At 40.1% G+C, this 24,328-nt stretch carries 19 protein-coding genes, 2 tRNA genes and 3 rRNA genes; 6 read left to right on the top strand and 18 right to left on the bottom strand.

What is annotated here, in order from left to right; genetic code table 11:
• Window positions 1-25 precede the first annotated feature (25 nt).
• Together FFU37_RS00265 and FFU37_RS00260 are read left to right on the top strand one after the other, a co-directional pair.
• Entirely contained in the window at window positions 26-904 is an 879-nt protein-coding gene (locus tag FFU37_RS00265; protein ID WP_033038531.1) for a TraB/GumN family protein, read from the top strand.
• Between the two features lie 70 nt (window positions 905-974).
• Entirely contained in the window at window positions 975-1,166 is a 192-nt protein-coding gene (locus tag FFU37_RS00260; protein ID WP_008166123.1) for a hypothetical protein, read from the top strand.
• Here FFU37_RS00260 and FFU37_RS00255 read toward each other — a convergent pair.
• From FFU37_RS00255 to FFU37_RS00210, 10 genes are all read right to left on the bottom strand, one after another.
• Window positions 1,156-2,568: an ATP-binding cassette domain-containing protein gene (locus FFU37_RS00255; RefSeq protein WP_138488401.1), complete on the bottom strand. Its 1,413-nt coding sequence runs from the start codon at window positions 2,566-2,568 to the stop codon at window positions 1,156-1,158. The two genes, FFU37_RS00260 and FFU37_RS00255, sit on opposite strands and share 11 nt — an antisense overlap.
• Before the next feature lie 76 nt (window positions 2,569-2,644).
• Complete coding sequence (locus tag FFU37_RS00250; protein ID WP_138488400.1) at window positions 2,645-4,375, bottom strand: response regulator; 1,731 nt, start codon at window positions 4,373-4,375, stop codon at window positions 2,645-2,647.
• A gap of 132 nt (window positions 4,376-4,507) precedes the next feature.
• Window positions 4,508-6,841: a fatty acid cis/trans isomerase gene (locus FFU37_RS00245; protein ID WP_138488399.1), complete on the bottom strand. Its 2,334-nt coding sequence runs from the start codon at window positions 6,839-6,841 to the stop codon at window positions 4,508-4,510.
• Window positions 6,838-7,203, bottom strand: coding sequence for a hypothetical protein (locus tag FFU37_RS00240; protein ID WP_002959878.1), 366 nt, complete (start codon window positions 7,201-7,203; stop codon window positions 6,838-6,840). Before FFU37_RS00240 ends, FFU37_RS00245 begins: the two co-directional genes overlap by 4 nt.
• A gap of 88 nt (window positions 7,204-7,291) precedes the next feature.
• Window positions 7,292-8,086 (bottom strand): VOC family protein, encoded by a 795-nt coding sequence (locus FFU37_RS00235; protein WP_138488398.1) that lies wholly within the window; start codon window positions 8,084-8,086, stop codon window positions 7,292-7,294.
• 516 nt (window positions 8,087-8,602) lie between these two features.
• A 5S ribosomal RNA gene (gene rrf, locus FFU37_RS00230) occupies window positions 8,603-8,717 on the bottom strand.
• Window positions 8,718-8,861: 144 nt separating this feature from the next.
• Window positions 8,862-11,751 (bottom strand): 23S ribosomal RNA (locus FFU37_RS00225).
• A 306-nt stretch (window positions 11,752-12,057) separates the two neighbouring features.
• Window positions 12,058-12,133: transfer RNA gene (locus FFU37_RS00220), tRNA-Ala, on the bottom strand.
• Between the two features lie 50 nt (window positions 12,134-12,183).
• A tRNA-Ile gene (locus tag FFU37_RS00215) sits at window positions 12,184-12,260 on the bottom strand.
• A 76-nt stretch (window positions 12,261-12,336) separates the two neighbouring features.
• Window positions 12,337-13,872 (bottom strand): 16S ribosomal RNA (locus FFU37_RS00210).
• Together the 16S, 23S and 5S rRNA genes with 2 tRNA genes alongside form the textbook arrangement of a ribosomal RNA operon.
• 628 nt (window positions 13,873-14,500) lie before the next feature.
• Between FFU37_RS00210 and FFU37_RS00205 the strand changes: the two genes are divergently transcribed.
• Complete coding sequence (locus FFU37_RS00205) at window positions 14,501-14,980, top strand: RNA recognition motif domain-containing protein (RefSeq protein ID WP_024596401.1); 480 nt, start codon at window positions 14,501-14,503, stop codon at window positions 14,978-14,980.
• Here the strand turns inward: FFU37_RS00205 and murI are convergent.
• The gene (gene murI, locus FFU37_RS00200; protein WP_024596400.1) at window positions 14,943-15,743 is read right to left on the bottom strand and encodes a glutamate racemase; all 801 of its coding nucleotides are present in this window, start codon (window positions 15,741-15,743) and stop codon (window positions 14,943-14,945) included. The genes FFU37_RS00205 and murI overlap by 38 nt on opposite strands.
• 65 nt (window positions 15,744-15,808) lie before the next feature.
• Entirely contained in the window at window positions 15,809-16,948 is a 1,140-nt protein-coding gene (locus FFU37_RS00195; RefSeq protein ID WP_138488397.1) for a DUF5610 domain-containing protein, read from the bottom strand.
• A gap of 162 nt (window positions 16,949-17,110) precedes the next feature.
• Between FFU37_RS00195 and trmA the strand changes: the two genes are divergently transcribed.
• The gene (gene trmA / locus FFU37_RS00190; RefSeq protein WP_138488396.1) at window positions 17,111-18,208 is read left to right on the top strand and encodes a tRNA (uridine(54)-C5)-methyltransferase TrmA; all 1,098 of its coding nucleotides are present in this window, start codon (window positions 17,111-17,113) and stop codon (window positions 18,206-18,208) included.
• 65 nt (window positions 18,209-18,273) lie between these two features.
• On the opposite strand, the gene FFU37_RS00185 is transcribed toward trmA, so the two are convergent.
• The 4 genes from FFU37_RS00185 to ccoG all read right to left on the bottom strand — a co-directional run bounded on the left by FFU37_RS00185 (window position 18,274) and on the right by ccoG (window position 22,077).
• Window positions 18,274-18,912, bottom strand: a complete 639-nt coding sequence (locus tag FFU37_RS00185; RefSeq protein WP_138488395.1) for a thiol:disulfide interchange protein DsbA/DsbL — start codon at window positions 18,910-18,912, stop codon at window positions 18,274-18,276.
• A 16-nt stretch (window positions 18,913-18,928) separates the two neighbouring features.
• Window positions 18,929-19,552 (bottom strand): thiol:disulfide interchange protein DsbA/DsbL, encoded by a 624-nt coding sequence (locus FFU37_RS00180; RefSeq protein ID WP_002962054.1) that lies wholly within the window; start codon window positions 19,550-19,552, stop codon window positions 18,929-18,931.
• Between the two features lie 34 nt (window positions 19,553-19,586).
• Complete coding sequence (locus tag FFU37_RS00175; RefSeq protein ID WP_138488394.1) at window positions 19,587-20,561, bottom strand: serine/threonine protein kinase; 975 nt, start codon at window positions 20,559-20,561, stop codon at window positions 19,587-19,589.
• An 85-nt stretch (window positions 20,562-20,646) separates the two neighbouring features.
• On the bottom strand, window positions 20,647-22,077 hold the full coding sequence (gene ccoG / locus FFU37_RS00170; protein ID WP_002962052.1) for a cytochrome c oxidase accessory protein CcoG: 1,431 nt from the start codon (window positions 22,075-22,077) through the stop codon (window positions 20,647-20,649).
• Between the two features lie 288 nt (window positions 22,078-22,365).
• Between ccoG and FFU37_RS00165 the strand changes: the two genes are divergently transcribed.
• Entirely contained in the window at window positions 22,366-22,725 is a 360-nt protein-coding gene (locus FFU37_RS00165) for a hypothetical protein (RefSeq protein WP_002962051.1), read from the top strand.
• Entirely contained in the window at window positions 22,725-22,931 is a 207-nt protein-coding gene (locus tag FFU37_RS00160; RefSeq protein ID WP_002962050.1) for a hypothetical protein, read from the top strand. Before FFU37_RS00165 ends, FFU37_RS00160 begins: the two co-directional genes overlap by 1 nt.
• Before the next feature lie 27 nt (window positions 22,932-22,958).
• Here FFU37_RS00160 and FFU37_RS00155 read toward each other — a convergent pair whose 3' ends face one another.
• Both FFU37_RS00155 and FFU37_RS00150 read right to left on the bottom strand, forming a co-directional pair.
• Window positions 22,959-23,546: a UPF0149 family protein gene (locus tag FFU37_RS00155; protein ID WP_002962049.1), complete on the bottom strand. Its 588-nt coding sequence runs from the start codon at window positions 23,544-23,546 to the stop codon at window positions 22,959-22,961.
• A 22-nt stretch (window positions 23,547-23,568) separates the two neighbouring features.
• On the bottom strand, window positions 23,569-24,327 hold the full coding sequence (locus FFU37_RS00150; protein WP_138488393.1) for a type II secretion system protein N: 759 nt from the start codon (window positions 24,325-24,327) through the stop codon (window positions 23,569-23,571).
• Window position 24,328 lies beyond the last annotated feature (1 nt).

The following is a 24,328-nucleotide window of genomic DNA, read 5'->3' as shown; positions in this document are numbered from 1 at the left end:
AATTTTGAGATTTTAAGGACAAACCATGAATGCTCTTACCCGTATTAGCCACTTTTTTATTGTGGCGTTACTTATAACATTTAGCCTTAACAGCTACGCAGCTCCTGCCTTATATAAAATAGAAAAAAATGGCGTCAGTTCTTACCTATTTGGCACTGTACACGTTGGTGATGCCAGCATGAAAGGCTTACCTAAAAATGTAACCGATGCAATTAGTGCAAGCAAAGAAGTGATTGTTGAAGTTGATATAAGCAAACTTACACCACTTGAAATGCAACAGCGCTCAATGCCATTTATGATGCTAAGTGACGGTAAAACACTGCAAACTGAGCTTTCAAAGCAAAATTATACCAAGCTAAAAGATTACTTTGCTAAAAAGTCGATTGATATTGCTATGTTTAATGGCTTAAAGCCTTGGGCTGTTATGGTGACTATGATGCAAATTGAATTTCAAAATGCAGGATATTCAGATAAAACCGGCATAGACAAGCAAGTGCTTAGTTATGCTAAAGAGCATAATATTAAAATTGGCGAGCTTGAAACCCTAGAGCAACAACTACAAATGTTTGATGGTATGGCGCTACTAAGCAATGAAATGATTGAAGAAACCTTTGAGCAACTAGCCGATATTAATACTTACTTTATCAAGTTAGTTAATGCGTGGAAAAGCGGTGACATGGACACACTAACCGATTACTACAACATGAGTTTTGATGACAGTAATTACGGTGAAATTAGCGAGCAAGTAATGCTAACTAACCGCAATAATAATTGGGTTAAACAACTCACACCGCGTTTAGCAAACGAGCAGCTATTTATTGCTGTAGGCGCTCTGCATTTACCTGAAAAACACGGGTTACTTAAACAACTTCGAGATAAAGGCTTTAGCGTTACTCGTCTTTAAAATAAAAATGACCCTAATAGAGCTTACGTAAACAAACTCGCTAAGTAAGCTCATAATGTTTAGGTAAATTATGAAACGTTTTCAATTTGAGATTTTATTTTTTCTCACGATGCTTTTTATCAATGGAGTATATTACTACCAAGAGGGGTATTTTAAACCAAGTGGTGGGTTAATCCTTGCCTCTATTTTTATTGCGATTGAAATTGTTATTTACTTAATAGAAAGCATTAATAAAAAATATAAAAAACGAACTAACAACTAAAGTCTTCCATTTTTAAGTAATTCTCTATTCCTTTAATTTTGTCTGCCGCATGATGATTTACATAAATCACAGTACTTGTATTGGCAGCACAAATTTTCTCTATTAGTAACAGTACACGCTGCCTGTTTGCTTCATCTAAGCCCAAGCAAGGTTCATCTAAAATAAGTAACGTTGGATGTTTTACCATAGCCCGCACAATTAATAACATACGCTGATCGCCGTACGATAGCTGGGTGAATGAGGTGTTTTGCTTGTCACTTAAACCAATAAATGCCAGCCACTGCTTAGCAATATTAATTTGTGCGTCGCTCGGTTTTTGATATAAACCTATGCTGTCGTAAAATCCTGAAATAACAGTATTTAAAGCCGATATACTTACGCGGTAATCCATATGTAGCGCGTTAGATATAAAACCAATATGCTGTTTTATATCCCAAATACTCTCCCCTGTCCCACGTTTAAAACCGAACACTTCAATGTCATTGTTATAACACTGTGGGTTATCACCTGTTACTAAATTTAATAAGCATGTTTTGCCTGAACCGTTCGCTCCACTAAGCTGCCAATGCTGATACTTTTTTATAGTCCAATTGAGATTTTTGAATATGCTTACATCACTGTAACTAACTTTAGCATTACTCAATTTAACTAAGGTATTACCGGTGAATGCCTTTTGCTCTTGTTCGGTATCCGGAGATGGCACATCCAATGAGGTATGTTCTAAATGAAGTAGTTTTAGTAAATCACTCAATTGCTCACTGTCTGGCTTTGCTAAAGTATGTAACAAGCAACCTTGGCTTACATAGCCATAGTGAGTAGTGAATGAAGGGATTTCCTCTAGGCGGTTTAGTACAAAAACAAAAGTAATAGTTTGGCTAAGTTCTATGAGTATTTTATTGAGCTGCTGGCAAGATTGTACGTCGAGTCCATGAAATGGCTCATCAAGCACGACTAACTCACTATGGGAGCTGAGTGCTTTTATAAGTAGGAGTTTACGAGTTTCACCCGTTGAAAGGTCTCTAAAATGCCTATTTAGTAATGAGCTAAATTTAAATAATTCTATTAGCTGCGCTAATAATTCATCATTATTACTATGCCCTGTAAAAATAAGGTCTTTAACGAGGGTGTGCTTTTCATGCTCTAATTCCTGAGCTAGTAACTGTTTATGTGAATCTGAAGACACGAGCATAAGCTTATTAATACTACTTATACGCTTACCACTTTCGCACTTAGCCTCACCGATTAACGCAGCTGTCAGAGCAGATTTACCAGCTCCATTAGCACCTAAAAGTAACCAATGTTCTCCTAGGTTTACTTGCCAATCTAGGTTGCATATATCGTAACGGCTTTTACCTTGCCCTTGTAAGTAACCATTAAATTGCTCAAGCGTAATTGACTGCACTAACTTTTCCTAATAAACCTTAAAACAGCAAGTTAACGCATATTAAAAGAGCTTAGCAAGCTTGTTATCCGCAAAATTAATTTATTTCATTAACAACGCTAATACTATTTAATGCGTCTTTAATTGCTTGCTGGCTTATTGGCTTATGAATATGGAGGTTAGCTCCGTATTCATAAACTCGCTCTATATCATTTTGTGAGGTATTTGCTGTTATAACAATAATTGGCATTACTTTATTAAGATCGGAACGTATTTTTTTAATAGCCTCAAACCCATCCATTACAGGCATATTTAGGTCCATAAAAACAATATCGTACTGATTTTCACTCACCATATCACACGCGACTTTACCATTTTCTGCGCAATCATAGCTTAAACCTAATAAACTAAGTATGCGGGTTAATAACATAGTGTTTAATGGGTTATCTTCAACGATTAAACACGTTAGCTTGTCGTTTACTTTAAGAGGTGTTGGGAGGGCTTTACTTATAGTCACTGGTAAATACAAAGACACCAAAGCACCATGAGTTTTATTATTTGTAAAAGTAATTTCACCATGCAGTGCTTTTACAACGTATTGAACCCGGGTTAGGCCTGTTCTCAACCCTTGAAAGTGATTAGTTTGTTTAAATGAGTCAAATTCAAGACTAGTAATCTTCTTCGAAAAGCCACTGCCAGTGTCACTCACCGTTAAATGAAATTCATCATTTAAAAGCTTAGCTGAAACAGTAATTTCACCTTTTTGTGTAAACTTAATTGCATTACTAATTAACTCTGTAAGTGTGTGCTGCAAACGTTGATGATCCAATTTACATACACAATTTAACGATTCATCTAAACGACTAACTAGTTTTAGGCCTTTTTGCTTACACGCATGCTTGTAAGCTATTACTACTTTATTACACGACTCTAAAAGGTTTTCGTCATTTAAATGCGGTACCCATTTACCTGCACTTAAAGCCTGCAGGTCTTGTAATTCATCTAATATGGCTATTAACCTAAGCGCGCAATAGTTAGCTTGGGTTTTAACGCTTTGCTGTTTATCAGAAACCTCTAGCTCCTCAATAGACGTAATAAGTCCCTGCAAAGGTGTTCTAAATTCGTGACTAGCTCTGGCAATAAAATGTTCTTTATTTTGACTTGTTTGATAAACAAAATCTTTTTGTTTTTGTAGCTCTAAAAGCGTGTCTGAAACCTCTTTTTCCATTGGTATAAAAACAAATCTTAACTCAATAAGTAATAATGTCATTGCCAATAACCAGCATAGTATCTCTAGGTTGGCGACCCAATTTACTTTTTTAACAGCTTGAGATTCAAATAAGCTCACTGCCTTATCAAGCTTTGTTAATAACGTTTCAACATGCTTTATAGAAAATACTGAGTGGTTTATCTCTCCTTGCTGATACAAAAGCCGCTCTGTTTGTTCTATATAGTCAAATACCGCTTTATCTAACCCAATCGTTTCACCAAAATATAAGTCTACTAACGCTGGATTTAAGTAAATGTATTCGTCATCAGAGTTTTTAGTTAATAATATTTGATGGGACTTTTTAAATGTATTGAGGGACTTTTCAAGTGACTCAGTATGAGCGGGCGAGTAATTACTGATGTTAAGCATAGCATTACTGTGCCAAGCAATTTTCTGTGAGAGCATACGCTGGCTACCAGCGATGTTAATAATTTTTGCATCAAACTTTTGAACAGAAAAACTATGCTGCATTAATAAAGCAGAGCCACTTATTAATAGCGCTATTGCAATTAGTGCCCATCGGTAACGTGTTCTCACGCTTTTAATAATATTGAACATGTATAAACCAGTTTTTTTATATAAGTGTAGACTAATTTTTTAAAACGAAGAATCAGTCAAAATAATTAAGCGAATTATTAATACCCAATAAAAAAGCCCAGCATCAAGCTGGGCCATAGTAGTAAAATTATATTAGCGATTCTCTAATCGATTATAATCGAACATTCCATATTCTATCCCACGATACTTTTTAGCTGTATCGTGCAATATATCGCTGTATTGCCAAAACTGTGGATGAGTACGTCGAATACCAAACTTAGATTTCAGAGCACCATAATCGGCTTCTATTTGCATCATAGACAATTGCTCGGCAAAAGCATTTACTTGCTGCTCGTTATTTAAATACCAAATAGCTGCTGGGTAATCACCGATAAAGCCAGGAACAATAGTCGCGGTATCTTCATCATAAGCACGTTGACCATCTTCGTTTAATAAACTAGAAATATTGTAGTGCGCATTATGATGAATAATAGTGTAGCCCTTATGACTATTATCTTTTTGCTTTACAAGTACAAAAGAAAGCTGAGGTAATAAGTTTACCGCTTTTGCTGGTATATTACTTACTACATTTAACGGCTTTGGTACTTCAGTGTAGTTGTATCTTTCACTTAAAACTGGCGCTAAGGCTTCCTTCATCAAGGTATATAGTTCATGCTGTGGATCATCAGTTTCATAGTTAATACCACTAGGCTGGCTAAATTCTCGGTTACTTTTAAAGAACTTAGATAAGTCAGGTGGTGAATTACGATACCACTGCTTTTTGATTTGATTACGTTTAGCCTCAGGTAACAATGCTAAAAAGTTTTGCTCTCCCTCTAAACGTAAAAAATCCATATATAGGCGTGTCACTAATTGGTGGCCTATATTTCCGTACACATCAAAGCCTGCTACAAGCAAATAGTGAATACGCTCAAACAAAGCATAATCTAATATCCAGGTGGTTTTAGGCTCTTGACCAATAAAACCTTTAACTACAGTTGCACTATCAAAATGGCGGAAAATAGTTAGTGCTGCATTTTTATTATGCCCATCACCTTTCCATAGTAAGTCTGTTGTAAGGTGCTCACCACCTTTGAACATTTTGTTAGCAAGCTCAACTTTCGCCTGTAAATACTTTTTCTCGCGAACTGAATATTTAACCCAGCTAGAAATGGGTAAGGCATTACTTTCCTCAGCGGCAGGAAGTTCTAATGCCTCTTCATGTTGCATTAGCATTTCCCCTACAGCCGGAGTCGCTACTTTATTAGGATCAGCAAATGCCACCCAAAAATGATCGTTTATAACATTTAAAGCAATCTGACCACGACAAACAGGCCCTTTTATAAAGCCCATAATAATTAACTCTGCCTCATCAAGCATAAATTGATACTTAGAATTAATTGGAATAACTTCAAAAGTTTTAAAAGGGTTAGATGCTGCCTTAGCCTCATAACTAGGCATTTTCGTAACAGTATAATCTGGCGCAATAAACTGCTCATATAAACGCAGTAATTTAGCTTCATTAAGCTCAAGAGGTAAATGTGTTTTAGAAAGTATGGTTGTACGCTCTTGCATAAAACGATAATAAACACGGCTAACTTTAGGGTCATCGTATGGGCGGCGCGTGTTAATTAACTTTATTTCCTCACCAGGAGGCGTACTTGAGCGAACTAGTTTGAAAAAGCTTTGTGGGTTTTCTGAAGTAAAATAAATATGTGCTAAAAACCAATGCTCATAAATATACCGTGCTGATAACTGATACTTTAAGCTATCTTGATTTAAAAATGCTTCCCAGCCCGCTATTTTATTCTGATCATATTTACTTGGTGGTTGAATATGTGACATTTTACCGCCACCTTTAAGCCAGTTCTGTAAGTGATTAAACTCTTCACGCGAAACACCAGGTAAACCATAAGGCATGCCGCCATGAGGTTGATCACTTGCCAATCGATCAAACTCACCCATTGTTGCGCAGGTTTGCGAACGCGCTAACGAAAAGTCAAACTCATCATCTAGCACTTCATTTACTGGCAATTCATGGCTTTGCTTTAGCACCAGGCTATTAAATAACACACTGCCCGCTAAGTTAGCTTCTTCACTTTGCACGCGCTCATTTAGCACTGGCGTAAAGTTTTTCTCTCGCCATTGCTGAGTATTAGTTGCATCAAATAATAAACGGCTTGGGGTCGTTGCCAATAAACGAGTTCCATCGTAAACGAGCTCTTTACTCAAACCTCGGTCAATACCTTCAGGGGATGAGAGCTTAAGCTGGCAAGGTGCGTCGTAACAACCATGACAAACGACGCAGCGGGTATCGAGTACTGGTTTTACATTTTGTAAAAAATCAGCACCAGCACCTGTTGTATGAGGCACCATTCTCTCTTGTGTTTGTTCAGGTCCAAAAAGATCATCGTAGTGAGCATTTCCCAAATATGCACAACCGCTTAAAATAATGAGTACTATCGTACTTATTAGTATTTTTCTCATTCGTCGTCCTCATCACCTAAATCAAAGGTGGGCATCATATCCATTTGAGGAGAAACGAATGTATTCTGACCTTCAGTATTCAAAACAATACTTAAAAGAGGGCCATGCGTTAATGTTATCTGCGCATCGTGCTCTTGATCTAATATAGCTAAGTACAGAGGATTAGTTATAAGCAACTCATAACCGCTAACAGTAATAGCGACACTGCTATCTTCACTTGGGTTCTGGCAAATTTGAGCAAGTAACTCATCATCAAGTCCAATTGATATTTCAAAATCAGGTTGCTCTAAGTCTCTATTACTTAATGATTCATCTAATAGAAATAAAGGGAGGGTTAAATTACTATCTTGTTCAAATTCCATTGCGTTCTCTGCACTTTCTGACGATTTAATTGACGAGTATTATATCAAACTAGCGAGCAAATTAACGCTAAAGCTAATGTAACTGTGTTTAAACGTCATCCATAACAGATTCGATCACCGAAAATACAGCACCTTGAGGGTCGCATATAACACTAAAACGACCAACATCGGGGATATCTGTTGCAGGAACACATACTTGTCCACCTAAGCTAGCGGCTTTGCTAACAATTACATCGCAACTCTCTACTGCAAAATAAATCATCCAATGAGCAGGGGTATCATCAGGCCATTCACTTGTCATTTCAAGCATACCGGCAATTGGTTGTCCATCGACTAAAAATAAAATGTAGTCCATCCCTTCCATAGGCTTTATTTCGCTTTCCCAGCCTAGTAAAGCACAGTAAAAGTCTCGACTTACTTTACTATCTCTTGTTGCTAACTCATGCCAATAAGGCGTATTTAATTCACCTAAGTGCTTACAACCTGTATGCTCATTCCCCTGCCATAGTGCAACAGTTGCGCCTACTGGATCTTTTAGCATAAGCATGCGACCTGCATTCATAACATCATGAGGGCCGGCAATAACTTCAGCACCCAGTTCTTTTGCTTTTAGCGCACAATCATCAACATTATCGACGGCAATGTAAGCCAACCAGTGACTTGGGATCCCTGCACTAATTTGCTCTTTAGGCATTTCGTACATTGCAGCGATATCATCACCTTGCTTTTGTAGCATGGTGTAGTATATGTTCTCTCCAATAGGTTGATCGTCATACCCCCAATCAAATAATGATGTATAAAAAGCCTTACCGTCTTTCCAATTGTGTGTACAAAGCTCTGACCAACAAAAAATACCATGCGGATGGTTTTCAACTTTACTCATGAGTAAGCCCTTATTATTCTAATTTTACCTAAACGAACTCTGTCACATTTTATAAACGAGATAATGGAACAGACTATAAATTGAGATTAGAGCAATAACTAAGCAGAGTCGATAAAAGAAGGGCAAAAATTCGTTATTCAGTTGTTTCATATTTGAGGTTTTTAACGCAGTCAGGGTCAGATTTAACTTCTCAAATGGATTAAATATTATTGCTGATTGATATAAATGATTTACTAAGAAGTCCTTCGCTCTAGAGGAATCCCTAAATTACTTTTCTGCAGACGTAAAAAAGCCCGACTATTTCTAGTCGGGCTCTCTACAATTTGAAGCCTGGTACTGTCGTAGTGCCCACAGCGGTGGAGAGTCACATAGCAAATGCTACACTATCGTTGGCCGGGGCTCGCCTTCGAGCTGTTTTGTTTCACTGCTGAGTGCGGTTTGGGCTCTTGGCTATTTACTAAATCCCAGACAGCAAAAAACCCGTCACATTGCTGTAACGGGTTTCTCTTATTTGAAGCCTGGTAATGTCCTACTTTCACATAGCAAATGCTACACTATCATCGGCGCTGTTTCGTTTCACTACTGAGTTCGGCATGGAGTCAGGTGGGTCCAAAACGCTATTGTCACCAAGCAAATTTGGGCGTTAATACGTATTTCTGCGCACTAACTGAATTTGGAAAATATCTGATAATATTTTTTAAGTCTTTCAGTAAATATCTACTTTAGTCATATTAACTTCTGTCTAAACTGTCGCATAAAACGCGTTTGGCGTTGTATGGTTAAGCCTCACGGGTAATTAGTACAAGTTAGCTTAATGGCTCACACCACTTCCACATCTTGCCTATCAACGTTGTAGTCTTCAACGGCCCTTCAGAGACTTTAAAAGTCTAGTGAGAACTCATCTCGAGGCCTGCTTCGCGCTTAGATGCTTTCAGCGCTTATCAGTTCCGAACGTAGCTACCGGGCAATGCCATTGGCATGACAACCCGAACACCAGCGGTTCGTTCACTCCGGTCCTCTCGTACTAGGAGCAACCCCTCTCAATTCTCAAACGCCCACGGCAGATAGGGACCGAACTGTCTCACGACGTTCTAAACCCAGCTCGCGTACCACTTTAAATGGCGAACAGCCATACCCTTGGGACCGACTTCAGCCCCAGGATGTGATGAGCCGACATCGAGGTGCCAAACACCGCCGTCGATATGAACTCTTGGGCGGTATCAGCCTGTTATCCCCGGAGTACCTTTTATCCGTTGAGCGATGGCCCTTCCATTCAGAACCACCGGATCACTATGACCTACTTTCGTACCTGCTCGACGTGTCTGTCTCGCAGTTAAGCTGGCTTCTACCATTACACTAACCGTACGATGTCCGACCGTACTTAGCCAACCTTCGTGCTCCTCCGTTACTCTTTAGGAGGAGACCGCCCCAGTCAAACTACCCACCAGGCACTGTCCGTAACCCCGATTCAGGGGCCAACGTTAGAACATCAAAACTACAAGGGTGGTATTTCAAGGTTGACTCCACAACAACTAGCGTCGCTGCTTCAAAGTCTCCCACCTATCCTACACATGTAGGTTCAATGTTCAGTGCCAAGCTGTAGTAAAGGTTCACGGGGTCTTTCCGTCTAGCCGCGGGTACACAGCATCTTCACTGCGATTTCAATTTCACTGAGTCTCGGGTGGAGACAGCGTGGCCATGGTTACACCATTCGTGCAGGTCGGAACTTACCCGACAAGGAATTTCGCTACCTTAGGACCGTTATAGTTACGGCCGCCGTTTACCGGGGCTTCGATCAAGAGCTTCTCCCTAAGGATAACCCCATCAATTAACCTTCCGGCACCGGGCAGGTGTCACACCGTATACGTCATCTTGCGATTTTGCACAGTGCTGTGTTTTTAATAAACAGTCCCAGCCACCTGGTCACTGCGGCTCCCGTCCGCTTAGAGAGCAAGTCTCATCACAGATAGGAGCGTACCTTCTCCCGAAGTTACGGTACGATTTTGCCTAGTTCCTTCACCCGAGTTCTCTCAAGCGCCTTAGTATTCTCTACCTGACCACCTGTGTCGGTTTGGGGTACGATTCCATATAATCTGAAGCTTAGAGGCTTTTCCTGGAAGTATGGCATCAACAACTTCATCACCTTAGTGACTCGTCTCGTGTCTCAGTCTTAATAGCAACCCGGATTTACCTAAGTCACCAACCTACTCACTTTCACATGGACTACCAACGCCATGCTTGTTTAGCCTGCTCCGTCCCCCCATCGCAATTATATCGAGTACAGAAATATTAATCTGTTTCCCATCGACTACGCCTTTCGGCCTCGCCTTAGGGGTCGACTTACCCTACCCTGATTAACATGGGATAGGAACCCTTGGTCTTCCGGCGTGGGAGTTTTTCACTCCCATTATCGTTACTCATGTCAGCATTCGCACTTCTGATACGTCCAGCATACCTCCCGGTACACCTTCAACCGCTTACAGAACGCTCCCCTACCACTCAGAATAAATTCTGAATCCGCAGCTTCGGTGCATAGTTTAGCCCCGTTACATCTTCCGCGCAGACCGACTCGACCAGTGAGCTATTACGCTTTCTTTAAAGGATGGCTGCTTCTAAGCCAACCTCCTGGCTGTCTGGGCCTTTCCACATCGTTTCCCACTTAACTATGACTTTGGGACCTTAGCTGGCGGTCTGGGTTGTTTCCCTCTTCACGACGGACGTTAGCACCCGCCGTGTGTCTCCCGGATATTACTTTACGGTATTCGGAGTTTGCAAAGGGTTGGTAAGTCGGGATGACCCCCTAGCCTTAACAGTGCTCTACCCCCGTAAGTATTCGTCCGAGGCTCTACCTAAATAGATTTCGGGGAGAACCAGCTATCTCCCGGTTTGATTAGCCTTTCACTCCTAGCCACAGGTCATCCCCTAACTTTTCAACGTTAGTGGGTTCGGTCCTCCAGTTGATGTTACTCAACCTTCAACCTGCCCATGGCTAGATCACCGGGTTTCGGGTCTATACCTTGCAACTAGTCGCCCAGTTAAGACTCGGTTTCCCTACGGCTACCCTATTCGGTTAACCTCGCTACAAAATATAAGTCGCTGACCCATTATACAAAAGGTACGCAGTCACCCAACAAGTGGGCTCCTACTGCTTGTACGTACACGGTTTCAGGTTCTATTTCACTCCCCTCACAGGGGTTCTTTTCGCCTTTCCCTCACGGTACTGGTTCACTATCGGTCAGTTGGGAGTATTTAGCCTTAGATGATGGTCCACCTATATTCAGTCAAAGTTTCACGTGCTCCGACCTACTCGATTTCACTTAAAATGTCTTTTCATGTACGGGACTATCACCCTGTATCGTGGCACTTTCCAGAGCCTTCCATTAACACATAATAAGCTTAAGGGCTGTTCCGATTTCGCTCGCCGCTACTTTCGGAATCTCGGTTGATTTCTTTTCCTACGGGTACTTAGATGTTTCAGTTCTCCGCGTTCGCCTCGTTAACCTATGTATTCAGTTAACGATACCTGCAAGCAGGTGGGTTTCCCCATTCGGAAATCCTAGTCTCAAGCGCTTTTTACTAGCTTGACTAGGCTTATCGCAAGTTAATACGTCCTTCATCGCCTCCAACTGCCAAGGCATCCACCGTGTACGCTTAGTCACTTAACCATACAACCCAAACGGGTCTTTGTTTTGTGACAGTTTAACTTCGCCAGAAGTTAATATTGAATACTAAAGTAGATACCAATCAATCAACTCATAAGAGTTAACTAAATGGCACTGAATGGTACTGCTACCATTCTTTTTTTACTTTTGAAAACTCTTGATAAATACAAAGTATCTATCAGAATTTTATTATCAGCTTTTCCAAATTTTTAAAGAGCAAGAGATACAAAAACCTCTCAAAATTAAACACACTCTATTCTCAGGCGGTTAATGGCCCGATAAAGAATATTTATTTTTAAGAAGTAAAAGTGGTGGAGCTAAGCAGGATCGAACTGCTGACCTCCTGCGTGCAAGGCAGGCGCTCTCCCAGCTGAGCTATAGCCCCACATATGCTGGTACTTACTGTTTTAACCATCTTCTTGATTAGACAAGAAGTGGTGGGTCTGAGTAGATTTGAACTACCGACCTCACCCTTATCAGGGGTGCGCTCTAACCAGCTGAGCTACAGACCCAAAACAATAAGTGTTGTTCTCTTTACAATAACAATCATCTGTGTGGACACTACGAACAAATAAGTTCTAAATCGTATAAGGAGGTGATCCAGCCCCAGGTTCCCCTAGGGCTACCTTGTTACGACTTCACCCCAGTCATGAATCACTCCGTGGTAAACGTCCTCCCGAGGGTTAGACTATCTACTTCTGGAGCAACCCACTCCCATGGTGTGACGGGCGGTGTGTACAAGGCCCGGGAACGTATTCACCGCGTCATTCTGATACGCGATTACTAGCGATTCCGACTTCATGGAGTCGAGTTGCAGACTCCAATCCGGACTACGACGCACTTTAAGTGATTCGCTTACTCTCGCGAGTTCGCAGCACTCTGTATGCGCCATTGTAGCACGTGTGTAGCCCTACACGTAAGGGCCATGATGACTTGACGTCGTCCCCACCTTCCTCCGGTTTATCACCGGCAGTCTCCTTAGAGTTCTCAGCATTACCTGCTAGCAACTAAGGATAGGGGTTGCGCTCGTTGCGGGACTTAACCCAACATCTCACAACACGAGCTGACGACAGCCATGCAGCACCTGTATCAGAGTTCCCGAAGGCACCAAACCATCTCTGGTAAGTTCTCTGTATGTCAAGTGTAGGTAAGGTTCTTCGCGTTGCATCGAATTAAACCACATGCTCCACCGCTTGTGCGGGCCCCCGTCAATTCATTTGAGTTTTAACCTTGCGGCCGTACTCCCCAGGCGGTCTACTTAATGCGTTAGCTTTGAAAAACAGAACCGAGGCTCCGAGCTTCTAGTAGACATCGTTTACGGCGTGGACTACCGGGGTATCTAATCCCGTTTGCTCCCCACGCTTTCGTACATGAGCGTCAGTGTTGACCCAGGTGGCTGCCTTCGCCATCGGTATTCCTTCAGATCTCTACGCATTTCACCGCTACACCTGAAATTCTACCACCCTCTATCACACTCTAGTTTGCCAGTTCGAAATGCAGTTCCCAGGTTGAGCCCGGGGCTTTCACATCTCGCTTAACAAACCGCCTGCGTACGCTTTACGCCCAGTAATTCCGATTAACGCTCGCACCCTCCGTATTACCGCGGCTGCTGGCACGGAGTTAGCCGGTGCTTCTTCTGTCAGTAACGTCACAGCTAGCAGGTATTAACTACTAACCTTTCCTCCTGACTGAAAGTGCTTTACAACCCGAAGGCCTTCTTCACACACGCGGCATGGCTGCATCAGGCTTGCGCCCATTGTGCAATATTCCCCACTGCTGCCTCCCGTAGGAGTCTGGGCCGTGTCTCAGTCCCAGTGTGGCTGATCATCCTCTCAAACCAGCTAGGGATCGTCGCCTTGGTGAGCCATTACCTCACCAACTAGCTAATCCCACTTGGGCCAATCTAAAGGCGAGAGCCGAAGCCCCCTTTGGTCCGTAGACATTATGCGGTATTAGCAGTCGTTTCCAACTGTTGTCCCCCACCTCAAGGCATGTTCCCAAGCATTACTCACCCGTCCGCCGCTCGTCAGCAAAGTAGCAAGCTACTTTCTGTTACCGCTCGACTTGCATGTGTTAGGCCTGCCGCCAGCGTTCAATCTGAGCCATGATCAAACTCTTCAATTAAAAAGTTTTATGTCTTTCGACAGCTCAATGAATTCTGAATTTTTAATATCTTTCGATATTGAATTGACTGTGCCGAATAATTACCGAAATAACTATTCTGTTGGTCACTCAGTTTTCAATTGAGACTCTAATTTGTTTGCCTCACTACCTAAGTAGTTTGGCTGTTAGAACTCAATCTGTACGAGTGCCCACACAGATGATTGCTTTATATTGTTAAAGAACGTTTTGAGTCGCTTTAGCGTCTCAAGGGATGCGAATAATACACCCTTTATTTTTTGAGTCAACACTTAGTTTTAAACTTTCTTTTTAGAAGATTTAAAACCGAAGTTTTATTTAACTCTCTGAGCAGTTCGTGCCTCGCTATGCGTTGGCGTTTCCCGTCTCAGTGGGGTCGCATTATAGGGAGATCCGAAAACAGATCAACCCTTTTTTTAGATCTTTTTACTGTTCGAACAAAAATAGAACAAAACCACGTAAAACCACATGAAAACCCGTCTAAGATGATGCTTTTTTATGCTCTTATTTATTATTTAATACAAATATCATTGCTATGTTTGATTTAGGCGTTAAGATAGCAAGTTCACAATGTTAAATTAATGTTTATTTCCTGTTTATTGGTAGATCTAAAATGAAATTACCCGATCAAAAATCTTTTATCTTCTCTGTTATTCTTGCTGTAGTTGGTTTTGTTGTTGTTGAGTTTGCTTTAGGCGGCTTAGCTTTAAACCCTGCATTACTATTTGGTGCTGGTTTATTAATAGGTGCGATTGCTATTGCTGCAATATCATCTGATGTGACTGAAGAAGCTGAAGTTAAAACAAAAACGCTTTATGTTGGTAACCTTCCTTATCGTGCAAACGAAGGTGTGGTTCGTGCATTATTTGAAGAACAAGGCAAAGTATTCAATGTTCGTTTATTAAAGGATAAGAATACTGGCAAACGTCGTGGCTTTGGTTTTGTTGAAATGGCGCAAGCTGATGCAGACAATGCAATTGCTAACTTGAACGATAGCGAGTTCCAACAACGTACTTTAAAGGTACGTGAAGCAAAACAAAAACAAGAAGATGATTCTAATGCTCTACGTACTGAGACGGATCAGTCAGTGTAACTAGCTTTACCGCTAGCTTATTGCTAAACACATCAGCCGTTGCATAATATTGCAGCGGCTTTTTTATGTCTGTTTGTTTATCCACACATAAGTTAAGTTGGTTAAGTAGGAAGTTGACTCTATTTGCTATCGCTACACCTGAATCAAGTAATTTTACATTCCCTTCAAAATACTGACTAATCGGCTCTGCTAATATCGGAAAGTGCGTACACCCTAGTACAAGTACATCTATTGTTTTATCTATATGTAGTTCATCAAGTACTTGATACAACTTATTTGTATCTAAAGAGCCTGTAAAAAAGCATTCCTCAGCTAACGTTACTAATTCAACACTGCTATAAAGGTTAACGATTACATTACGTGCATGTTCAGCAATTAATGTTTTTGTGTATGAACTGGCGACCGTTGCCGGTGTGGCTAACAAGCCAATATGATTTGAGCGTGTTAATTCTGCCGCAGGCTTTATTGCTGGCACAACACCTACAATAGGAATATCCGTAATTTGGCGAACAGCGCTGAGTGCAGATGTAGAAGCGGTATTACACGCTATTACAATTAAATCGACGTTAAGCGTGTTGGCTTTGATGAAATGAATAAGTGAACATAACCGGTTAATTATAGTTTGTTGGGACTGAGCACCATAAGGTAGTAATGCATTATCCATAAAATAGCTGTACTGAGCATTGGGGATACTTTGCTTGATATGTTCAAGTACAGTAGTTCCACCAATACCTGAATCAAAGACCATTATATGCGCTGACAAACTACCGTTCCTACTTTACTTTAAGATCGGCAGTTTGCCATGAGGTTTTTATAAAAGAAAGTAGTTTAACTTTGCGTGGCTTCTAAATCAGTAAGCCTGTCGGCTGCTGAATTTAACTGATTAAGGTTTTCGAACATAGACTTTGTATAATCTACTAACTTATCTATTTGTTCCTGATCTTGATTTAACCATTGGAGAATGCCAGCTAGCTGATTTTGTAATCCAAGCTCACCCGCTTTTTCAAAAGCGTTTTTAAGGTCGTCATTAAAAGGGGCTAAACCCTCTGCTACTTGTTTTTCTGGTGCTGGTTTATATTCTTCATAGCTTTTAACTGTTGCTATTGTTTTTGTTTGGCGTAAATCCATAGAAAAAGCCACCAGCTGATCGCTGTCTAAACTCAGCTCTTGCGCTTGTTCAAATGCTTCATCTAAATCACCACCAAAAAAGGTTTTACTTAAATCTTGTAAGTCTTCCATCATCGCATTAATAGCTTCTTGCTCTTGCTCATTTAAGTCACCATTAACCGACATCGAAAATGATACCTGTCGAGATTGCGATGATGAGCTTGCAAACGACTCGCTATTACTGTTTCGTTGATAGCCACTTGCCGACTGAGATTCAAATGCATCCGCAAAGCTAATACTTACCTCGTCACCTTCTGCGGTGGTAAATTTATACTCTGCATTACTCGTCATACTGACATATTGAGCCTGGCTTATATTTACGCTGGCAGGTTGTGGGTTAAATAACGACTCTTCAAACTCATCAAGTCCATTGTAGATTCCCTCTTTAGACTTATTAATACCCTCTTCCATGTCGTCATTAAATACGCCCGTACCTTTGAGTTCATCAACAGCGTCATCAATCCCTATTTGGACGCCTTTGCGCGCATCGCCTAGCATATCTTTGAGCTTTTCGTCATCAGCGCCGTTAGCTTTTGCTTTATTTACAGCACTACTTACAAAATCGAGTACGTTTTTTACTATTTCATCAAAATCAAATAGTGGTTTATCTGCTTTTTTTTCCGCGATAGGTAATCCAAGCTGCTCAGCCATTTTATCGCCAAGCACCTTTGCGGCCAACTCTCGGCCTCGTTGTTGATAGCTATCTTGAGGAGACGTAATTGTAGGTTGCTGTATATCAGCTTTATTATTGAATTTATTGATGTTGTTGTTTGGCGTAAAGCCATAATTACCTATTTTCATGATTCGTCTCCTAAGCGTGCGTAGTTTATTATCGGCTATAACAACAAAAACTAAAGTACAATGTGCAATAAAACAGCATAAATGCTAGCCAAAACTAGACAAATACGCAGCGCTCCCTACAATAGCGCCGATAAACAGATCTTAGATAAGGTAGTAGCGTTAATGGCAGTTATTAAAATAGATACCACACAGTACCAAGCGCAGTTAAGTGAAAAAGAGCAGCGTATTAGTGCGCAGTTTCAACGTTTTGGTGTGGAGCAACTTGAAGTATTTAGCTCAGAGCCAACTAACTACCGCCAACGTGCTGAATTTAGAGTATGGCACGACGGTGACGATCTGTTTCACATTATGTTTGATCAACAAACAAAAGAAAAAATCCGTGTCGATACGTTTGACCCAGCAGCGCCTTTAGTAGGTGAAATAATGCAGGTGATGATTGAAAACCTTAAGCCTTGTGAAATATTACGTCGTAAGTTATTTCAAATCGATTACCTATCAACGCTAAGCGGTGAAATTTTAGTAAGCTTGCTTTATCACAAACCACTGGATGATGAATGGTTAAGTGAAATTAAAGCACTTAAAGAAAAACTAAGCAGTAAATACAAAATTGACTTTATAGGTCGTGCTCGCAAACAAAAAGAAGTGCTAGGTGATGACTTTGTAACTGAACGTTTAACAGTTAATGGGCAAGAGCTTATTTATCAACAAGTAGAAAATAGCTTTACTCAGCCTAATGCAAAAGTAAATATTAATATGCTGGAGTGGGCACAAGATTTATGTAAACCACTTAAAAATGATTTATTAGAGCTGTATTGCGGTAACGGTAACTTTTCAATTGCGTTAGCAGGTTCTTTCAATAAAGTATTAGCTACTGAAATATCAAAATCATCTGTTCACTCTGCTCAATACAACATTGCTAAAAACAACGTAGAGAACCTAGATATTATTCGTATGTCGAGTGAAGAGTTTACTCAAGCAATGAATGGTGAACGTACTTTCTCTCGTTTAGAAGGGATTGATTTAAAAAGCTATGACTGCCAAACCATATTAGTTGATCCACCACGCGCGGGTATGGATGAATTAACGTGTGACTTAGTGGCTAATTACGAAAACATAATTTATATATCGTGTAATCCTGAAACCCTTGAGCGTGACCTTGATCACTTAACACGTACGCATAACGTTAAGCGCTTTGCTATATTTGATCAGTTCCCTTATACGCATCACATTGAGTCGGGCGTTTTCTTACAGCGCAAATAAATACGCTCAGTAAACGTTACCCATAAAAAAAGCTCCTTAAGGAGCTTTTTTTGTTTTAGCTAAACTTACTTGTTAGCTAAGTAATTAATTAATTTGCTAATGTCTTCAGGTTTAGTAATACCCGACTCACGACCTAGGTTTAATTTGTACTTACCATTTACAATAAAGGTAGGTACGCCACGTAGTGCGCCTTTTTCTTTAAAGTAGTCTTGATCGCGTTTCATTTTAGAGCTCAGCGTACGTACCGAGAAGCTTTTAAACAGCTTCTCAAACTTATCACCATCAACGCCCTGCGCTACAAATATATCTTTTACATCTGCAAGCTCATTAAATTTAGCGCGCTTTGTATGGATATGATTAAAGATTGCAGAAATAATCTGATCTTTTTGTGGAAGCACTTCAGCTGTCGCCAGTGCTTGGCTCATCATCTGTTGGTTTTCGGGGTCACGTACACCTACAAAATCAACATGACTCTTTTTAAATTTAACGTTTTTATCAAGCTTAGGCTTAAACTCACCAATTAGTGCTTCCATGTTATTACATGCAGGGCAGTAAAATGAGAAGAACTCTTTAACCTCTGGCTTTTTAGTTGCACGCTCAGAAACTACGTCGTAATGCACGCCTTCTTCATACGTTGCTGCAAAGCTTGTTGCTGCCATAGGAAGTAATATTGCAAGCAAACCTGCTTTAACTAATTTAATCATTATTATACTCCGAAATTTATAGTGCTAATAAAAACGCTACTAACTCATCAAGTTCTTTTTGATTTTTGATGGTGTTGAGGTTTATTTTATATTTATCGTTAACAATAAAAGTAGGTACACCTGTAAGTGCGCCTAATTTTGAATATTTATTCTGTTTGTTTTGCATTGCTTGCTCAGCTGAAATAACAGGCATGCTTGCAATCTCTTGATCAAACGTTGCGCTATCAATACCATTTACTTCAAGTAATTTTTTAACGTCTTTCATTTCAGTTAATGGTGCACGTTGAACATGGATACTTTTAAAAATTTGATCGCTAATACTTTGCGCCTGACCATGCTGCTTAGCAATTAAGTAGGCAAAGCTTAAATTACTTTGTGCTTGTGGTGACACGCCACCTAAAAAGTTAACGTGGTTTTTAATAAACTCAGCGCCTTCTGGCAAGCCTTTTTCAATTGCTTTTGCTACTGGTTCAAACTTAAAGCAATGTGGACAGTAAAATGAGAAAAACTCGGTTACTTGCGGTGACTTGCTTTTGTCTACATCTATAACAGTGTATTGATTATCAACTTCAAACTGTGCAGCAAGTGCTGCAAATGGTAAACATAAAAGTAATAAACTCAGTTTTAATTTTTTAAGCATTTGTATCTCGTTGTACTTGTCTTTAAATAAAATATTACGGCAATAACTTTAACGGTGCTTCTTGCAATGCTGCAAGTTGCTCTTTCAGTGCTAAAATTTGTTGCTCCCAGTATTTGTCATCAGCAAACCATGTAAAGTTCCGCACAAAAGCAGGATCACTCCATCGTTTAGCTACCCATCCCATATAATGAATAATACGCATTGCTCGCAGCGGTTCAATTAATTTGAGTTGAGAGTGATCAAAATCACAAAACTCTTCATACGCATTTACAAGGGTGTCTAACTGTAACAGTTGCGTCGCTCTATCGCCACTGAGCATCATCCATAAATCTTGGATTGCAGGACCTTGGCGGCTGTCATCTAAATCAACAAACATTAGCGCATCACCTGCCCATAAAATATTACCAACGTGGCAGTCACCATGTAAGCGAATACTTTGCACATCTTTATACTGTTTTTGCGCCTGCTCTATCACTAAATCTAAAATAGTATAAAACGCAGTATTTATTCCCATGGGCACTAAGTTACTTTTTTGAAGATGAACTTTGGCTGTATGCAAATACTCCTCGCAGGTAACTGTTGGCCTGTAAGTAAAAGGTTTTGTTTTAGCTACTTGGTGCATACGGCCAATCAATCGCCCCATTACATCAAGCTGATCTAAATTATCAACCTCAAATAAACGCCCGCCTACACTTGGAAACAACACAAAAAAATACCCTTCGTGTTCAAATAAGCTTTGTCCATTATATAAAATAGGGGCAACAACGGGTACTTCTGCATCCGCTAGTTCAAATGCAAAGTCATGCTCTTCTTGAATTTGCTCTTTACTCCAGCGCTCTGGGCGATAAAACTTCACTACGTAACGCAGGCCATCATCCGCTTTAAATTGGTACACTCTGTTTTCATAGCTATTGAGCGCTAATAAACCAGATTCGGCGTACACACCTACGCTTTCTATTGCATCGAGTATTAGGTCAGGTGTTAAGTCAATAAAACTAAATTTACTCATACTCTTCTTATATAAAATAAAAGCGGGTTATATACCCGCTTTTGTTAATTGCTATATCAACTTACCTAATTAAGGTAAGTTGCGATTATCGCGCTTTAAAAAAGTTACTCGACTGCGATATTGTCTCATCCGGCTCATCTACCGGTGAAAGCACAAAGTTAAACTCAGTCATCGGCGCCTTCAAATCATAAGGGTCCATTACAAGTGACAATGGTACGTTATGAGATTCCCCTGCCTGCACAGTAAATGACTGCTTACCAATATACTTAAAGTTATCTAACCCTTGTACTTTAATATTAAAGGTTTGCTCGTACTGCGCTTTATTAATTACCTTTAATGTATAGGTGTTCTCTACTAAACCATCAAAATCGACACGATATAATTGGTTTCGGTCACGAATAATATCAAAGTCCATTGTTTTACGCAGTGCTATATTAGCGACAAGCGCTCCCGTAAGCACAACAAGTATGACCGTGTAACCAATAATTTTAGCTCGCAGTGGATTCGTTTTATTTTCTGGGGTTTCGAGATTTCGCTCTGTCGTATATGAAATAAGCCCACGCGGGTATTCCATTTTATCCATTACGCCATCACACGCATCAATACATGCACCACAGTTGATACACTCAGCTTGTAGCCCATTTCTAATATCAATACCTGTTGGGCACACTTGAACGCACAAGTTACAGTCTATACAGTCGCCTAGTTCTAAATCTTTATGGTCTACTTTACGTGAACGAGGACCACGGCTTTCACCTCGGCTTTCGTCGTACGTTACGGTGTATGTGTCTTTATCAAACATAGCTGATTGAAAACGAGAGTAAGGACAGATGTGTAAACACATAATTTCTCGCATCCAACCGGCATTACCATAAGTACACGCTGCAAAGAAAATAATACTGACTAGTGCATAACCGCCTACATCAAACGTTACAAAGTCAGGGAGTAACTCCCTTATTGGCGTAAAGTAACCCACAAAAGAAATAGCGGTATACAACGAAAACAATACCCAACTAGTATGCTTTGCCGTCTTACGCCAAAACTTATCAAAATTCATGGGTCGTTGATCGAGTTTTTTACGTTGATTAGCCGTGCCTTCAAGCTTTTCTTCGAACCAAATAAAAATAAAAGTCCAAACAGTTTGCGGACATGTGTAGCCACACCACACCCGTCCATAGAAGGTGGTCACTAAAAACAACGCAAATGCTGCCAACATAAAGATAAACGCTAATATAGTAAAATCTTGAGGCCATAGCGTTAAACCAAAAATATTGTATTTTTGACCAATTAGATCAAACAGCACAGCTTGCTGGCCATTAAAATTAATCCAAGGTAGTAACATAAACGCAAGCAGGCCTAAGAAGCCAATGCGCTGTCTAAGTAATTGATGTAGGCCTTTTACAGCACGCACATAAATACGATTTCGGGGATTGAACCTATCATCTTGACGGCTTAAATCCGGTTTTTGGATTTTCACCTCTACAGGGATATTCTTTACTTTAATTTGCTTGTCCATCGAAGTTCCTCAACGCCGCTTGGAAATAAAAATCCAGCAATACTCAAGTACTCTATACTTAAAGTTAGCAAGTTACTTGCTAGGCATATTTACTTTAATAAATTGCCTTCTCGAATACTTTCAGATATTTCAGAAATATCTGACTGCTGTTAACCATTATAACAATGTTGGTTAAAATTACTGGCATAGATTGCTAATAATTTATTCATCCCAGTTACTTGCTTTTAAAATGCAGTTTATTACACTGCATGGTAATTCAACCCTACTTAGATCAAGGTTTACGTATCCATGAAAAAATTTATTATTTTGGTAGTTGTGATCCTTGCCTTTTTTACAATCGATCACCCACTTATAAAAGAACCTCGCGAAAGGTTACTAGGTGAAGGCATTGGCTTTTTAAGTGATGCAAGCAAGGTCAACAGAAGCCCCGCTGCAAATATGGCTAAAAATAGGATCAGTAGTCAACTTAAACTATCTGAATCTGAAGGTGAGTATGTAGAAAAAACGTTTACAACAGATGACTCTGTTCAGTTATTTCACCTACGCTATTGTCGTGAGCGTGACTTAAACCTTTATTTTTATGACGACCGTTTAAATACGGTATGTAAAATAGTGACTGAAGCATTAGAGCAAAAGCGAGCAAAGTAGTGGATTTTTCAGGATTAAATAAAAAAGCAAGCGACTCATTTCATAAGCAGCGCAATATGCTCAAGCAATTAGCGCAAGGCAAAACATTAAAGTGTGAGAAGTGTAATGGGGTTTTAACACTTGATTTAGCCACCAGCGAGCCTGGTAAAGGCATAGTAAAGTGCAAACAAGGCTGTACGGATATTATATTAGAGCTAGGCACTTAGATTAAACTAAGCGCCTAGTATTAATAATTACTCTTCCCAACTCTCGTCGGTTATCAAGCCGCTATTAATTGCGACCACTTCAATTAGTTCAGCAAACCCTAATGCAAAGTCACCCATAGATTCATACTGATACTGACACAAAGCTTCTATTGTCATGTTATTTTGTTTGGCAATCTGAGCTATTGCTAGCTGGTCGAGTGAAAAAAAGCTTAGTGTGCTTAACGCACTTTCTAGTGCTTGTTTAAAATCAACGTCTAATTGCGGTGCATTTAACAAAGGTTCTGCATAAGCTTTCGTTGCAACTAAGAAGCCTTTACTCCACGACTTACAAAATTCAGCATCAAATGTGTCTGGTAATTTATATCCAGTTTCGAACACCTGCTCACTAATTTTGTGATAAAGCGCCATAAACAAAAAAAGCATTTCTTCATCTAAATCATTAGCTGTGTTTGGCAATATCTGCTCAAGCCACTCATGTACATCTAATGGGTTGGGCGAACAAATTACACCAAATAAATAGCCTTGGCTTTGTACAAGGGTCATTGCTTGAGATTGGGTATTTAAAAATGAGCTGAGCTGCTTTGCGTGCAGCTCAGTAAATTGGGGTATTTGCATTAAAACTCTTTATATTAAAACATTAAAAGTTGAGCGGGTAGCGACCTTGGTTATCTGGTCGGCCTAAAAACTTAACCGCATCATGTACATCTTTAGGTAAGCTGGCATCTGGTTTTACATAACCTGCCACTCTAAAATCGAAATTAGCTTTAAGTGTAGCATCTGCCTCAAGGCCAAGCGTATTATCTGGGTCAATTAATATAGCAACATCACCCGACTTACAGCTTAACTTACCAGCTAGGGGTCCAATATTAAACCATCCATTTAAACCTTGAACATCAATATCAGGGCTCGCTATTTCACCTTTTAGTGAATCACAATAAGGTGCGCCTGAGCTGTATTCATCAAGCTCTAAAATCACACGCCCTTTAGCGGTAACAGGCAGAGGAAGTTGCACACGTTGCATTGCACGCTCTACAGTGGAGCGTACTAGGGCGTCAGTCACTATTACTTTTTTATTCAAAAAACCATAACTTACATCTGCGTAACCCGAAATATCACTGCGTTCTCGTGGGTTACCAAATTTTATGTTCGCATTTAGTTTGCCCGTAAATAATTTCCAGCCTGCAATATCCCAGCGCACATTATTTAACTGCTCACCATCAAAACGAACTTGCATCATTTGACCTTGCCAAACAGTACCTACAGTTTGCCCAACTTCTAATTGCTTTGGAAAATACGGCTTAGCTATATCAAGCGCAATACTGGCTGGTAATTTAATAATACAAAACACAATAAAACTAATTAAAAAGACAGCCGATAACGTTATTATTTTTTTCATT

Source organism: Pseudoalteromonas distincta (assembly GCF_005877035.1).
Taxonomy (GTDB): domain Bacteria; phylum Pseudomonadota; class Gammaproteobacteria; order Enterobacterales; family Alteromonadaceae; genus Pseudoalteromonas; species Pseudoalteromonas distincta.
This window is presented reverse-complemented; position numbering and strand designations above follow the sequence as displayed.

What these genes read in the sequence shown, in the direction of transcription:
- FFU37_RS00205 (WP_024596401.1), top strand. Translation starts at nt 14,501, where the DNA reads ATGAAATTACCCGATCAAAAATCTTTTATCTTCTCTGTTATTCTTGCT.
- FFU37_RS00235 (WP_138488398.1), bottom strand. Translation starts at nt 8,086, where the DNA reads ATGAGTAAAGTTGAAAACCATCCGCATGGTATTTTTTGTTGGTCAGAG.
- FFU37_RS00245 (WP_138488399.1), bottom strand. Translation starts at nt 6,841, where the DNA reads ATGAGAAAAATACTAATAAGTACGATAGTACTCATTATTTTAAGCGGT.
- FFU37_RS00195 (WP_138488397.1), bottom strand. Translation starts at nt 16,948, where the DNA reads ATGAAAATAGGTAATTATGGCTTTACGCCAAACAACAACATCAATAAA.
- trmA (WP_138488396.1), top strand. Translation starts at nt 17,111, where the DNA reads ATGGCAGTTATTAAAATAGATACCACACAGTACCAAGCGCAGTTAAGT.
- FFU37_RS00150 (WP_138488393.1), bottom strand. Translation starts at nt 24,327, where the DNA reads ATGAAAAAAATAATAACGTTATCGGCTGTCTTTTTAATTAGTTTTATT.
- FFU37_RS00250 (WP_138488400.1), bottom strand. Translation starts at nt 4,375, where the DNA reads ATGTTCAATATTATTAAAAGCGTGAGAACACGTTACCGATGGGCACTA.
- FFU37_RS00155 (WP_002962049.1), bottom strand. Translation starts at nt 23,546, where the DNA reads ATGCAAATACCCCAATTTACTGAGCTGCACGCAAAGCAGCTCAGCTCA.
- ccoG (WP_002962052.1), bottom strand. Translation starts at nt 22,077, where the DNA reads ATGGACAAGCAAATTAAAGTAAAGAATATCCCTGTAGAGGTGAAAATC.
- FFU37_RS00180 (WP_002962054.1), bottom strand. Translation starts at nt 19,552, where the DNA reads ATGCTTAAAAAATTAAAACTGAGTTTATTACTTTTATGTTTACCATTT.
- FFU37_RS00265 (WP_033038531.1), top strand. Translation starts at nt 26, where the DNA reads ATGAATGCTCTTACCCGTATTAGCCACTTTTTTATTGTGGCGTTACTT.
- FFU37_RS00165 (WP_002962051.1), top strand. Translation starts at nt 22,366, where the DNA reads ATGAAAAAATTTATTATTTTGGTAGTTGTGATCCTTGCCTTTTTTACA.
- FFU37_RS00240 (WP_002959878.1), bottom strand. Translation starts at nt 7,203, where the DNA reads ATGGAATTTGAACAAGATAGTAATTTAACCCTCCCTTTATTTCTATTA.
- FFU37_RS00185 (WP_138488395.1), bottom strand. Translation starts at nt 18,912, where the DNA reads ATGATTAAATTAGTTAAAGCAGGTTTGCTTGCAATATTACTTCCTATG.
- FFU37_RS00175 (WP_138488394.1), bottom strand. Translation starts at nt 20,561, where the DNA reads ATGAGTAAATTTAGTTTTATTGACTTAACACCTGACCTAATACTCGAT.
- FFU37_RS00260 (WP_008166123.1), top strand. Translation starts at nt 975, where the DNA reads ATGAAACGTTTTCAATTTGAGATTTTATTTTTTCTCACGATGCTTTTT.